The 15,740-nt window shown below is 32.6% G+C and carries 7 protein-coding genes; all 7 read left to right on the plus strand.

Annotated elements, in window-relative coordinates; translation table 11 throughout:
• The first annotated feature begins 160 nt into the window (after window positions 1-160).
• The 7 genes from ACJDUH_RS05560 to ACJDUH_RS05590 all read left to right on the plus strand — a co-directional run bounded on the left by ACJDUH_RS05560 (window position 161) and on the right by ACJDUH_RS05590 (window position 15,716).
• A complete protein-coding gene (locus ACJDUH_RS05560) occupies window positions 161-2,239 on the plus strand; it encodes a penicillin-binding transpeptidase domain-containing protein (protein WP_406764165.1) in 2,079 nt (692 codons plus the stop codon).
• Between the two features lie 198 nt (window positions 2,240-2,437).
• Complete coding sequence (locus ACJDUH_RS05565; protein WP_406764166.1) at window positions 2,438-4,627, plus strand: DNA topoisomerase III; 2,190 nt, start codon at window positions 2,438-2,440, stop codon at window positions 4,625-4,627.
• A 379-nt stretch (window positions 4,628-5,006) separates the two neighbouring features.
• A complete protein-coding gene (locus ACJDUH_RS05570) occupies window positions 5,007-6,245 on the plus strand; it encodes a glycosyltransferase family 4 protein (protein WP_406764167.1) in 1,239 nt (412 codons plus the stop codon).
• 275 nt (window positions 6,246-6,520) lie between these two features.
• Window positions 6,521-7,957 (plus strand): DEAD/DEAH box helicase, encoded by a 1,437-nt coding sequence (locus ACJDUH_RS05575; RefSeq protein WP_406764168.1) that lies wholly within the window; start codon window positions 6,521-6,523, stop codon window positions 7,955-7,957.
• Between the two features lie 216 nt (window positions 7,958-8,173).
• Window positions 8,174-8,344 (plus strand): zinc-ribbon domain-containing protein, encoded by a 171-nt coding sequence (locus tag ACJDUH_RS05580; RefSeq protein WP_406764169.1) that lies wholly within the window; start codon window positions 8,174-8,176, stop codon window positions 8,342-8,344.
• A gap of 693 nt (window positions 8,345-9,037) precedes the next feature.
• Entirely contained in the window at window positions 9,038-9,712 is a 675-nt protein-coding gene (locus ACJDUH_RS05585; RefSeq protein ID WP_406764170.1) for a phosphorylase family protein, read from the plus strand.
• A 67-nt stretch (window positions 9,713-9,779) separates the two neighbouring features.
• Window positions 9,780-15,716 (plus strand): PxKF domain-containing protein, encoded by a 5,937-nt coding sequence (locus ACJDUH_RS05590; RefSeq protein WP_406764171.1) that lies wholly within the window; start codon window positions 9,780-9,782, stop codon window positions 15,714-15,716.
• Window positions 15,717-15,740: the final 24 nt, after the last annotated feature.

Genomic DNA, 15,740 nt, shown 5'->3' on the forward strand with positions numbered 1-15,740 from the left:
ATTTTAAATACATCCTTAAAGAACAGATAGTCTAAATAGAAATAATAGGGTTATACCTTAATTGACTTTTTATTGAAATTGGTACAATATAGTTATATTGGTACTATTAAGCAAAAGAATAATTAAATGGGAGAAGTTTAATACTTGCGAGGTGAAGAGAATGAGGAAAAGGGTAAATAAAAAACTTATCATTATACTTTCTATTGCTGCTGTACTAGTTTTAGGAGGAGCAGTATACTTATTTACTACTTTATCAAAAGATGATAATGGTACTAAAGTCTTTGAATCCTATAAAGATAAATGGGAAAAACAAGACTTTAAATCAATGTATAGTATGCTTTCAAGCGCTACTAAAGAAAAGATCAGCGAGAAGCAATTTGTAGATAGGTATACTAATATTTATAGTGGCATTGAGGCTAAAAACATCTCAATTAAATTAGACAACAATGATAAATCAAATAATAAAAGCAGTAGTGCTAAGCTTCCATTTTCAATTACTATGGATACAGCTGCTGGTAATTTAAAAATTCCAGGTTATGAACTAAATTTAGTAAGAGAAAAGATAAATGGTAAAAATCAATGGACGATACAATGGGATGAGAAAATGATATTTCCAAATCTAGGTCCAGATGATAAGGTTAGAGTGAACATTTTTAAAGCTAAACGTGGAGAAATAGATGATAAAAGCGGCAAGGCCTTAGCTGAAAATGGGCCTATTTATATTGTAGGATTACAGCCAAGCAAATTTATGATTAATAAAGAAGCTAATACTGCAAAGTTAGCTGAAGTTTTAGATATTGATACCTCAGTAATTGACAATAAATTAAAAGTTAATACTAATTCTGATCAATTTGTTCCTATTGTAAATATCTCATCCTCTGATAAGAGCAAGGTTTCAGAGGCAACAAAAATAGATGGGGTTCGTTATCAGCAAGGTGTTGGAAGAGTTTATCCTGGAGGAGAAGCATTTGGCTCCCTTATAGGTTATATTGGACCAATAACTGCAGAAGAACTGGGAAATTTGAAGGATCAAGGCTACAGCTCCACAAGCTTCATAGGAAAAGCTGGACTTGAACAGGTCTACGAAAAAAGACTTAAAGGCTTAGATGGAGCAGAAATATATATATCAAAACAAAAGGATAATAAGGAGATAGAAAAAATTACTCTTATTAAAAATGAGCCAAAGGATGGAGAAAGCATTAAGCTTTTCGTAGATTTTGATTTGCAAAATAAGATATATAGTTCAATGAATAAGGATTCAGGAGCATGTGCAGCAATAGATCCTAAAAGTGGTGAGGTACTTGCACTAGTAAGTTCACCTTCCTATGATTCTAATGCACTTACTTGCTACGCTACAAATACTCAAAAGACAGCATGGAAAAATGGGCCAGATCCATTTCAAAATCGCTTTAAGAATGTATATGCACCAGGTTCAACCTTTAAATTATATACTGCTGCTGTAGGACTAAGTAATGGGAAGATAAAACCAGATGAGGCAGTTAGCATACAAGGTAAACAGTGGCAGCCGGATAAGTCGTGGGGAACCTACTATATTACAAGGGTCGATGATTCAATTGGACAATTAAATTTAAAGAATGCCTTTGTGCATTCAGATAACATTTATTTTGCAAGAGCAGCTTTAAGCATTGGTAAGGATGAATTTGTTAAAAGTGCTGAAAGCTTTGGTTTGGGAGAAAAACTACCTATAGAATATCCTTTTGCAAAATCTCAATTATCCAATGATAATAAAATAAATAGTGCTCAGCAGCTAGCGGATAGCGGATATGGGCAAGGTGAAGTGCTGGTGAGTCCTCTTCAGCTGGCTTTAATGTATAGTACTTTGGTGAATGATGGAAATATAATGACACCGCTGCTTGAAAGCAGCAGCAGTGTATCCCCAAAAGTGTGGAAGGAAAAAGTTATTTCACAAGATAATATAAAGATATTGAAAGATGATCTTACTGCAGTTATAGAAGATCCTTCAGGTACAGGTCATGGGGCAAAAATTAACGGACAAGCTTTAGCAGGTAAAACAGGAACTGCAGAACTCGATAAGTTAAGTGCTGATGATAAAAATGGAAAAGAAAATGGCTGGTTTGTATGTATGAACATAGATAATCCCAAAATTGTAGTTTCAATGATTGTTGAAGATGTAAAAAATAGAAGCGGCAGTCATTATACTGTACCTAAAGTTAAGGATATAATGAATTATTACTTGACTCAGGGCGGTGGAAAATAGAGCAAAAAACAAAGTATCGCAACTCTCATTTAAGGCAGTTTGCGATACTTTATTTTTTTATGATATTATTGGACAGGCAGTACTTAGAAACTATATTGTTGTACAAAAAAGAGTATAGCATTTATAATATAAAGAGCAGTTTTTATTGAAATGAAATATTATAATTAAGCAATGAATAATTGGAAGGAAGTATAACTTATGTCAAAGATATTAGTGTTAGCTGAAAAACCATCAGTTGGAAGAGAGTTGGCTAGGGTTTTAAAATGTAATAAAAAGGGTAATGGATATATAGAAGGTGAGAAATATATTGTGACCTGGGCTTTAGGGCATTTAGTTACTCTAGCTGATCCAGAGGTATATGATGATAAATATAAAAGCTGGAAGATGGAAGACTTACCTATGCTACCTAAACCACTTAAGCTTGTTGTTATAAAGCAAAGTGGCAAACAGTTTAATGTAGTTAAAGAGCAATTAAATAGAAAAGACGTTACGGAAATTATAATAAGTACTGATTCCGGACGCGAAGGGGAGCTCGTTGCTCGATGGATACTAGAGAAAGCTAGAATTAATAAGCCAATGAAAAGACTTTGGATATCATCTCAAACAGATAAAGCAATACTTGAAGGCTTTAGAAATTTAAAGCCTTCAGCACAATATGATAATTTATACAAAGCAGCAGCATGTAGGGCAGAAGCTGATTGGGTTGTGGGCTTAAATATTACTAGAGCACTTACTTGTAAGCATAATGCTCAATTAACTGCTGGACGTGTGCAGTCTGCAACTTTGGCAATGATAGTTAATCGTGAAGAAGAAATAAGAAATTTTAAGCCGAAGGATTATTATGTAATAAATACAAAGGCTAAAGGATTTACTCTTCAATGGAGAGATAAAAATAATAATAGCAACATTTTTGATGAAGATAAATTAAATAAAATTCTTGCTGCTATTAAGGGAAAGGATGCAAATGTAGTTGATGTTACTGAAAGTGCTAAAAAACAATATTCTCCTGCCCTTTATGATTTAACAGAGCTACAAAGAGATGCAAATAGAATTTTTGGGTATTCAGCTAAACAAACTTTATCTATAATGCAAAGATTATACGAAAACTATAAGTTATTGACTTACCCTAGAACAGATTCAAGATATATTTCTAGTGATATTGTTGCAACTTTACCAGAACGTTTAAAAGCAATTTCTATAGGCACATATAGAGCTTGTGCAACAGAAATACTAAATGGTAAGATAAATGCTAATAAAAGCTTTGTAGATGATAGCAAAGTAAGTGATCACCATGCAATTATTCCAACTGAGGAAAGAGGGAATATAGCTCTTTTAGGCAGTGAAGAAAGACATATATATGATTTAGTAGTTAAAAGATTCCTATCTGTTATGCTGCCACCTTACGAATATTTACAAACTACCATCATTGTAGAGATAAATGGCGAAAGCTTTATAGCTAAAGGAAACGTAATTAAGTCTAAGGGATGGAAGAAGGTATATGACAGAGAAGATGATTTAGTAGAAGATGAAGAGGAAAAGGACAATCAAGTATTACCTCAGGTTAAAAAGGGTGAAAAGTTAAATATAACTTCAGTTGAGAGTAAGAAACTTAAAACAAAAGCACCTGCTAGATTTAATGAAGGTACTCTTCTTTCTGCTATGGAAAAACCTCATAAATATGTAGATGTAGATAAGCTCGCAGCTAAAACACTTGGTGAAACTGGTGGTATAGGAACAGTTGCTACAAGAGCAGATATTATTGAAAAACTATTTAATATGTTCTATATAGAAAAAAATGGTAAAGAGATTATTCCAACAGGAAAAGGTAAGCAATTGATAGAGTTAGTTCCGGAAGAATTAAAATCGCCATTAATGACTGCTAAATGGGAACTTGAATTAGAGCAAATTAGCAAGGGAAAGAAAGATCCGAGGGCATTTACTGAAGAAATGAGAGAGTATGCAGCTAAGTTAGTTGAAAATGTAAAAGGAAGTACTGATAAATTCAAGCATGATAATTTATCTGGAGCAAAATGCCCAAACTGTGGTAAATACATGTTAGAGGTAAAGGGCAAAAATGGAAGAATGCTTGTATGTCAGGATAGAGAATGCGGGCACAGAGAGAATTTAGGTAGACTTACCAATGCTCGCTGCCCAGAATGCCATAAGAAGCTAGAACTTAGAGGTCAAGGAGAAGGACAAATCTATGTTTGCACGAATTGTACTTTTAGAGAGAAAGCCGCAACCTTTAATAAAAGATTTAAAGACAATGAAGGAAAACTGAATAAAAAAGATGTGTCAAAATATATGAAAAAAATGAAAGAAGAAAGTCAAGAACCATTGAATTCTGCATTAGCTGATGCCTTGTCAAAACTTAATTTGCAGAAATAGATTATATCTTAATAAAGCAGTATTTATGCGACTACGAATAAAATGAACCACAAATATTAGTGAAAACAACTAACATTTGTGGTTCATTTAGTTTTCTTCATCTTAAAAATTACTATAAAGCAATTTTGTGTAATCAATGGAAAATGTGTTTAATGGACCTGAGTCTTCAAACAGTAATTGAATAGTAGCATTTAATAATTAAAACTTAGTTACTGTTTATTAAATTTAGATTAAATTATTAAAATTAATGATTTTTATACTCATTCTTAGAGTATAATCAAAATATTATTTTAAGTAAATAATTTATAAAACTATCCACAAAATATAATTTATATGATATATTATAAAACATGAGTATTGATATTAGGAGCTGATAATATTGAAGATATTGCTAACAACAGATACCTTTTATCCCATGGTTAATGGAGTTGTAATTTCTACTCAAAATTTATACAAGCAATTAAAAAATCTTGGAAATGATGTAAGAATATTGACTCTTTCTCCTTCAGGTGAAGAAAAAATAGATGGAGATATATATTATCTTAGATCCTTTGGTGTAAGTATTTATCCAAATGCACGTGCAAAGAGTTTTTTACACAATAAACTAATAAAAAAGATTATAGAATGGAAGCCGGATATTATTCATTCACAAACAGAGTTTTCAACTATGTTTGTTTCTAAGAATATAGCAAAGAAGCTTGAAATTCCCCATATTCATACTTATCATACTCTGTATGAGGATTACCTTAAATATATATTTAAAGGAAAACTTGTCTCAAAGGATATGTCAATAAAACTAACTAGAATATTATTAAACTCACTTGACGGCATTGTTGTGCCAACAGAAAAAGTTGAAAGTGTACTGCGTAAATATGGCGTCAATAAAAATATGTATATTGTACCTACTGGAATTGAGATAAATAAGTTTAAAAATAAAATTACAAAGGAAGAAAAAGAAGCACTTTTAGAAAAGCTTAATTTAAATAATAAAAAGATCCTTGTATATATAGGCAGAATTGCAGAAGAGAAGAATATTGAAGAAATAATAAAATTCTTTAATAAAGTTCAAATAGAAAATAATAATATTACACTTTTAATAGTTGGGGGAGGACCCTATGTTGAAAAACTTATAAAGCTTGCAAAGGAACTTAAACTTGAGGATAAAGTTAAATTTACAGGAATGGTAAAACCAGATGAAGTGTGCAAATATTATCAACTAGGTAATGCCTTTGTAACCTCATCAACTAGTGAAACTCAAGGCTTAACATATATAGAAGCCTTAGCAAGTGGATTACCAGTTGTATGCAGGTATGATCCCTGCGTTGAAAACTTGATTATAGATGGTGAAAATGGATTCACCTTTAAAGATGAAAATGGATTTGTGAGTGCTGTTAACTCAATACTAACAAATGAAATGCAGTTAAAAGAACTTTCTATGAATGCTTGTAAAAAGGCAGAAGAATATTCCACAGAAACTTTTGGTGAAAATATTTTTGAGGTATATAAAGACACAATTTTTAATTTCAATTTTATAAGAAGAAAGCCTTATGATATTGCTGCTTATAAAATAAAAGGTTATGCTAAGAAATTAAAAAATTTATACAAGGAATCATTTTAAATTATTATAAATAATAAAAGAGTTTAATTATTAAAAAAGAAGTGTATAATAAACAATGCACTTCTTTATTATTTTGCAGTAAAATAATTGAAACGAGGTTAAAGCCCTAAATGGGATTTAACGAGTAGTTTGTGAGCGGGAGCGAGTAGTCTTAAACTACTCAGTGCTTACGACTAAAGGAGGTAAATGTCCTAAATGGACATTTACGAGCAATTATCGAGTGGTAGCGAGAGGGCTTAATTGCTCAGTGTTTCCGACTAAAGGAGGAATAATTAATGAAGTTTGAAGATTATATGTTAAATGAAAATATATTAAAAGCAATTGACTTATTAAATTATAAGCATCCAACAGAGGTCCAACGTCAGAGCATTCCTTTAGTATTAGAAGGTAAGGATGTAATAGTAAAGTCACAAACTGGCAGTGGCAAAACTGCTGCTTTTGGTATTCCTATTTGTGAAAAAATAGTAATTGATGAGAAGGCACCACAAGCCTTAATTTTAACTCCTACTAGAGAATTGTGTGTACAAATTAAGGAGGATATAACTAATATTGGAAGATTAAAAGGAGTTAGATGTGCTGCAATTTTTGGTAAACAGCCTGTAAGTATGCAGGTAAGAGAACTAAAACAAAGGGTTCATGTAATAGCAGGGACTCCAGGAAGAACCTTAGACCACATTGAAAGAGGAAATATCACATTAGATAAAATTAAATTTTTAGTAATAGATGAATCTGATAAAATGCTTAATATGGGTTTTATAGATCAGGTAGAAGCTATAATTAATAAACTTCCAGGAAATAGACAAACTATGCTTTTTTCAGCAACCATGCCAGAGGAAATACGTAGCTTATGTGAGAAGTATATGGTAAATCCTGTGGAAGTGGAAACTAAAAGTGAAACCATAACAGCAAATAGTATTAATCAGGTTTTATATAGGGTAAATAAGGATGAAAAATATAATTTGCTTGTTAAGCTCTTATATACGGAGAACCCTGAAAGCTGCATTATTTTCTGCAGTACTAAGGATACGACAGATAAATTAAGTAAAAGACTGCAGCAATCTAAATTTTCAGTAAAGGAACTTCATGGAAGTATCGTGCAAGATGAAAGATTAAAAACCATGAAAAGCTTTAAAAGAGGAGAATTTAGATTTTTAGTTGCTACGGATGTAGCTGGCAGAGGTATAGATATAGAAGACTTATCACTAATAATAAATTATGATGTTCCAGAGGAAAAAGAAAGTTATGTTCATAGAATAGGCAGAACTGGTCGTGCAGGCAAAAGAGGTAAGGCAATAACCTTTGCAGCAAGTATAGAAGAAAAGTATTTAAGAGCCATTGAGGAATACCTAAATTATAGTATTCCACTAGGCTTAATTCCTAGTGAAGAAAATGTTGAAGCTGCAAAGAAAAAGTTTCTAATCAGTAAAAATGCAGTTCCTAAACCTAAAAAAGATAAAGGACAATTAATTAATAAACAAATAAGTAAGTTATATATAGGTGCAGGCAGGAAGAAAAAGATTAGAGCAGTGGATATCGTAGGTGCTATATTAAGCATAGAAGGAATTAGTGCTGATAATATAGGGGTTATAGATATTCAGGAGAATTTTAGTTATGTTGATATTTTAGATGGTAAAGGGCAAATTGTATTAGATGACTTAAAAGTGTCTAGAATAAAGGGTAAGATTGTTAAAGTTGAATTGGCAGTTAAGTAAGCTTTTAAAGAGGATAAGTTTTCAGTTTTCAGTAACTTGTTTTAGATAAATTGCAATTATCTATTGTAATTTATTTATTGATATGATATTATATGAATGTAGTTATAAGTTATCTTGTAATTACAAGATTTAATATTGTAACAACCATTCCTCTTTTTTAGGGATAATCTAGTTATCAATTTTTAAATCTAATATTATAAAAGGAGGAATGTTGAAATGGCAGATAAAACTTTAGTATGCAAAGACTGCGAAAAAGAATTCGTATTCACAGAAGGCGAGCAAGCTTTCTATAAGGAAAAGGGATTTGAAAACGAACCACAAAGATGCCCAGATTGCAGAAGAGCAAGAAAGGCAGAAAGAAACAACAATAGAGGATTCAGAAGATAATTTGAATAGCAAATTGTTACCCTGTAGGTTTACCTACAGGGTTTTTATTTTTTTGTATATTATTTTAGCATGGGCTTATCAAAGCTCTAAAATATATTTAATTATTAATTTATAGAAAGTTAATAAAATTTTAAAAAATATACAAAAATTTCAAATAAACTATAGTATTTATTTTCATAATTTGGTATTATATTTTTACGCCTCAAATATAATTGCAATATTCTGAATAATGGAGCAATATTTCGATTTAATTTAGTTAATAAAGTTAAAAGGATAAAGGAGATATTTATGAGCTTTATGGATAAATTTCAGGGCATTTCTAGATAAGTTTTAATTACAGATAATCCGTATACTGTTCTTATTTGTAACTTAGCTAAAGTAAACGTTTAGATTTTATTGTTTTCTTCAAATTAGGCTTTGTTACTAACTAAAATGAAAGCGCATACGCAATTATCTTTGAAATTTTGATTAATTGATTTGTAAAATTTAGTTAACGTTTAAATAATATTCATATAATATAGGCTTTGTATAATATTATCGAATAGAGTGATATATGAAAATTTTTTGAAAAATAAAACAATTATATATTATTTAATTTTAAATATTTAACAATTATAATATGTATTTTTTAGATTACATAATGAATATATTTTTTTTTATTTAGTAATAAATCTAAAAGGAGAGGGCAGGCACATGAAGTTAATAGATAATTTTAAATTTGAATTACCAAGTATCTGCTTAATTACGGACGACCCCTATCGAGTTAAAATGATAGCAGCTCATTATTTGGACAAGGTAGAGATATTTTCTGAAACACGAGGACAAGTTGGCCTTATTGGTGAATTCAATGATGTACCTTTAACTGTTATGTCAGTTGGAATAGGTAAAACATCAACAATGGCATATTTAAGTGAGCTTTGCTCAAAAAATCAAATTAAACGTGTGGTTTATTTTGGGGATTGTATTACTAGTGATTCTAACTTACCTGTAGGCTCCATAACATACATAAGCAAATCGTACGAAAATGATAAGTGTTTTGATGCATCTGAAGATTTATTTAAATATACGGAAATTATAAAGAGAAAAAATAATATTAATGCAAAAGCTTGTATAACTACTACTAATGACAATTATTTTATAGAAAAAAGATATACTGCAACTCAAGACACAAATGTTTTAGATTTTACGACCTCCGCTATATATAGACTTAATAAAAATGATACTCATGCTGATATTAACACTATTTCCATACTTAATGTTTGTGAAAACATTACAACAAATAAAATAATAGATGAAGCGGTTAGACAAAGTGGCTGTCATTCGGCTGTAATGTTAGCGCTAGATACCTTAATTTTTAAAACTTGTTAAACCTAACATGATTTTATTTGTTGAGGATGTTTTACAATAAATTAATATTTTAAAAGGAGGTTTGTTAATGAAAAAACTTAAGAAATCACGGTTTATGGCCGTAATGGTATCGTGTTTATTATTGATAAACACGATAATGCCGACGCTGTTAGTAAAAGCAGCTGCCACTGATATGGATACATCTTTTAAATCAACTGTAAATCCACCGCAAAGTATTACTGGAAAAACAGAAATAGCATCATGGAGTTATTCTTCAACTCCTACAGTTTACGACATACCAGCTACCAGTGGTTATTACACAACAACTTCAACTGGTAATAAGTCTATATTGAATTTGTATAGGAATAATTTGAAATTTACTGGATCCTTTAGTTGGTCAACATCAACAATTTCAAACAGTGGATATAATGGACAAACTGATAAAGGGTATTGGTTGATTTCAACATCAACAAAAGGCTTTAAAGATTTAATATTCAACTTTAACACTCGTTCTTCTGGTACAGGCCCAAGAGATTTCAATACAGAGTGGAGTGCAGATGGAAATAATTGGGCAGTTTTTGGTAATACCTCTCCTACTTCACCAACTACAGTTAAAATTGAGACCACATCCCCAGCCGAGCAATTTGGAATGGCATTGCCAGTTGGAGCAGAAAATTTAGATACTCTATATATTCGAGTTCTACAAAAATCTGAAACTTCAGAAGGGAATGGTACTGTTGCATCCGGTGGGACTCATGGTGTTAACAGCCTACAACTTTGGGGTGCAAAGAATCAAGCTTATACAACACCTGCAGTTACAGTAGCACCTACTACTGCTAATCCAATTTTAGATGCTACTCCAATAACTTTATCCTGTTCTGATACAAATGCACAGATTTTTTACACAACAGATGGAAGTAATCCAGCTGCAACAGTTGGTGGTTCTACAAAATTGTATTCTGGGCCTTTTACAGCACTTTCAGAAGGCGGCTTTAATGGGACAAACCCATTTGTAGTTAAGGCTGTAGCTAAATCAGGTACTCTTTTGACAAGCGATACAGCTACGGCATCCTTTAATCAACAAATAATTACTTCTAACGAAGATGCAAAAAAACTATCTGCAGGGGCATACGCTTGGGTAAAAGGTATTGGTACCTACTTAAATGGAAATACCACACTATATATACAAGATGGTATGAAGATTGGCAGCGGACTTTGTATTTATAAGTCTGGTGCAAACTTTTCCTCCTACGTTGGCAAAGAGATATATGTTTATGGCAAAGCTTCACTTTATAATGGTTTAATGGAAATAGTTCCTGATGATGTTAGCGCAAATGTAGTTGTGCGCAACGCTGCACCAACTATTCCCACTCCAATAAAAGTTATGTTCGACCAACTTTTAACAAGAGATTATGAAGGAATGCTTGTTTCTTGCGATACTATAAAACTTGATAATGTTGCTGGAACAAATACTGGAAGCTATTATAACCATTCAGTTAGCCAAGCAAATATCCCATTAACAATGCGTGCAAAAGGCATAAACTCTTCAGTTGGAACAACTGGAAGCTACGTAAATATTGTAAATGCCCTTGTAAATTATAATAGCGCAAGCCCCTATAATGGAATCTATTTGTTTTCTACAAATACTTCGGAATTAGTGGCTACAGCAACACCAACAGTTGAATTTATGAAAGCTAGTGTACCTACTGGAACAGCAGTGCCGCTTAATTCAATGGTTACGCTTGCTACATCAACTACAGGTGCAAATATAACCTATAGCTTAAATGGTGGTACATCAGTAACAACCAGTGGAAACTCAGTAGATGTAACAATAGATTCCTTCAAAGATGGAAAGGCAATCATTACAGCATATGCTACAGATGGTACTTATACAACAGCAACTCAGACCTTCACTTATACACAAAGCCAAGTTATAGATGTAACTGCTAATCCAGTAAGTGGTCCTGTTGTACCAGGTTCACCAATTACACTAACATCAAAATCAACAGGTGCAACAATTCAGTATAGTTTATATAAAAATTCTTATTCTGATACAGATGGTACTTTAGTAGGAACTGCAAATCAAACATATACAACGCCTATTACAGTTGATGCTGCTTCTTTCCCTGTAAGAATAGTTGCGAAGGCTATACTGACTAATTATTTAGACAGTAATGTAGTAATATTTACTTACACAGCTAAAAAAGCAGTTGGTGGAGAAAAGAACTACTATGGTTCTATACATGCACATACAGCAGAAAACTCCGATGGGCAAGGTACTTTGGCTGAAGCAGATGCTTATGCAAGAGATATAGGTAAATATGATTACTTCATTTTAACAGACCATTCAAACTCTTATGATAAAGCTCCAGCTACAGATTCTGTTGCTAAAATAGGAAATATAAATAACTATAATACTGATAATCAACAATGGCTAAATGGTAAAAAAGCTGCTGCTGATGCTACAACTTCAACATTCCTTTGTGATTATGGTTATGAAATGACTTGGTCTGGTGGTCCTGGACATATAAATACCTTTAATACATCAGGTTTTGTAAGCCGTAATAATACAGCACTAAATAACAAAACAAATGATGCAGGTATGCAGGCTTATTATCAATTACTAAAAAATACACCTGGATCGATTTCACAATTTAATCATCCTGGTCCTACTTTTGGTAATTTCTCCAATTTTGCATACTATGACCCACAAATTGATGATAAGGTTAATCTTATTGAAGTAGGTAATGGTGAAGGTGCCGTTGGTTCAGGCGGATACTTCCAGTCAATTGACCAATATATTTTGGCACTGGATAAAGGCTGGCATTTAGCCCCAACTAATAATGGCGATAACCATAAAAAAGGCTGGGGAACCTCTAACACCTGCGCAACAGTTGTTTATACTAATGATTTCACAATGGCTGGAATATATCAAGCAATGCGTGATCGTTCCGTTTGGGCAACTGAAAATAGAGATTTAGATGTGACATATCATTTAAGCGATGGTACAAATACTTTCAGTATGGGTGCTATTTTAAATGCTCCTCCTCCAGCAATTAATATTACAGTTACAGCTAAAAATAAGGCTCCAGAGAAAGCAACTAGTAATATAGCTTCAATTGAACTAATAAGCGGAGGCGGAAAAGTTGTAGATAAGAAAACTTATTCTGCAGGTAGCAGTGATGTAACCTACACTTATTCAAAGAATGCACCTGCTGCAGGATACTATTTTGCAAAGATTACAGATAATCAAGGCTTTGTTGCAGTTACTGCTCCTATATGGCTTGGTTCTGCACCAAAGGTTGGAATAACCTCAGTTGTTAATAGTGCCGTAATGCCTGTTACAACAGAGCCACTTAGCTTAACAACAACTTTCTTTAATAATGAAAGTACTGCTGCAACTCTTAAATCTATATCTTATACAGTAGATGGAGATACTTCAGCTAATAAAACCTATACACCTGTTACAAGTATTGCTACTTTAGGCAGTGCTACCCATGTATTTTCTTATACACCAACAACAGCTGGAACTAAAACAGTAAATATAAGCGCTGTAATTACTGTTAATGGGGTAGATACTACTTACACTGCAACTAGTACTATGAAAGTTGCGGATATTGACAAAGTGTTATATGTAGGACTTGATGCATCTCATGGTAATGAATATGTTAGTGGAGGAAGCTACCCTGATTCTATGGCTAATATGATGACTCTTGCAGCAAATAATAGCCTAAGAGTGGTACAGCTTAAAACTTCACAAGATTTTATTGCTGCCTGCAGCAATCCTAAATATAAAATGATTATTTTGAATGCACCATCTAGAAAGAGTGTTGCCGCATGGCTTACTCCAACTGACTATACACCAGATGAAATTGCTGCCTTAAAAATATTCTCGGAAAATGGAAATACACTTGTTTTTGGAACTGTGGCAGACTATGGAGAATCTAATAATGCTGATCCAGCTTCGCCTAAAAAACATATGTCTGAACTTCAAAATGATGTATTATCAGCTATAGGTTCCACCTTGCGTGAAGGCGATGATGAAGTTATGGATGATGCCACAAATGGCGGGCAAGCGTATAGATTATATCCGACAGAATTTAATAAGTCAAATCCATTGCTGCTAGGTGTTGTATCCGAGCAAACATATAGCCAATACTCCGGCTCCACAATTTATGCAGTAGATAAGACAACTGGTGAACGAACGTCAACACTGCCTGAAAGCGTTAGTCCAATGGTTTATGGATTCCCAACAACATATTCAGCAGAATGTGACAATGACAACTTTGGATATGGTAGCACGAAGCCAACTTTCCCTTACGTTAATGTAGGCACTTATAAAACAGACAAGGGGCTAAATAATGACGATGGGCTATATATTCCTAAGTATGTTAACCCAAACAGCAAGGTAGCAAATAATCCAGAAGAGAAATTACTGGCCGCTTCTGAAAAAGTAGTTCATCCAAATGGTAAAACATCATTAGTTGTTGTAGCTGGTGGTTCATTTATGAGTAACTTTGAAATACAAGTAGCTTTAGATAATGCATTTACACTTCCTTATGCTAATTACAACATAATGGATAACCTATACAAAACGATTAATCCTGTAAAAATAACAAGCATAGCTGATGCTAAAAATCTACCTGACGGAACAGAAGTTGTAATTGAAGGAATAGCTACTAGCGGAGTAAATACTCAAGATGAAAATGCTGATACAAACAAAGGTTTCTTTGACTGTATTTATGCGCAAGACTCAACAGGAGGTATAAATTTATTCCCAGTTGCTTATGGTGTAGAAGAAGGACAAAAGGCAAGATTCTATGGAACTATTACACATTATCAAGGTGAAGTGGAGTTAACAGTTAGCAAAGTTACTATTTTAAATGAAGACATTAATAAAATTGAGCCTACTGTTCTTACTTCAAAGGCTTCAATGCAGCCAGAGAATACTGGACTCTTAGTAAAAACTAAAGGTATTGTATCAAATATATATAAAAATCCTGACGGAACTATTAATCAATTTACAATTAATGATGGTAGTGGACCTGCCATTGTATTTATCAATGGATACATCACAAAGGGAACAACACTTCCATTTATTAAAGATGGTGCAACTGTTTCTGTTGTAGGCTTAGCTTCTATCGGTGAGGTAGTAAGTGATTCTGATATGCACCCAAGAATTAGGGTTAGGGATCGTGCTGAAATTGTTAATATTGATGTAGTACCTCCTGTTATCACAGTTGCGGGTGTCGTTAATAATGGTATATATAATACAGCAGTTACACCATTGGTAAGCACCGATAAGGGCATTTTTACCATGACCTTGAATGGGGACAAATATACAGGAGAGCCTATCACCAAAGAAGGAAACTATACCTTAGTCATTAATGCAGTAAATAGAGATGGATATACTTCAGAAACCACCCTAAGATTTTTAATTGATTTAACAGCTCCTAAGTTTACTATAAAGGGAATCAATGATGGAGAAGCTGTGAAACTAAATCAGGATGTAATTATTACTTGGGAATTTAGTGATGAAGGCTCTGGTTTACAAACTGTATCTGGAGACATAATAAGCGGTGATAGATTAGATACTAGTAAAGTTGGGAAAAATACATTGACATTTTCAGCAGTTGACAAAGCTGGTAATAAAACAGTGAAGACTATTACCTATTATGTAAACTATGATTATAGTGGAGTATTAAATCCAATAAATGTTGATGGTTTTAATGTATTCAAAGCAGGAAGTACAGTGCCAGTTAAATTCCAGCTTAAAGATGCAAATGGCAGCTATGTAAATAATGTTATAGCCAAATTATATCTTGCTACAATAAAAGATGGAAAAATTGGTACAGAGTTTAATGCAGTATCAACATCTGCAGCTTCTGATGAAAATGTATTTAGAATTGATGGAAACCAATATATATTTAATCTTAGTACTAAAAATCTAGTTGAAGGTTCTTACCAGCTAAGAATTGAATTAGGTGATGGTTCAATTAATACAATAAACATAACATTAAGATAATTTTATTTTACTTTGCAGCTAATG

Origin of the sequence: Candidatus Clostridium radicumherbarum (assembly GCF_045310525.1) — a bacterium.
Lineage (GTDB): Bacteria > Bacillota > Clostridia > Clostridiales > Clostridiaceae > Clostridium_AT > Clostridium_AT radicumherbarum.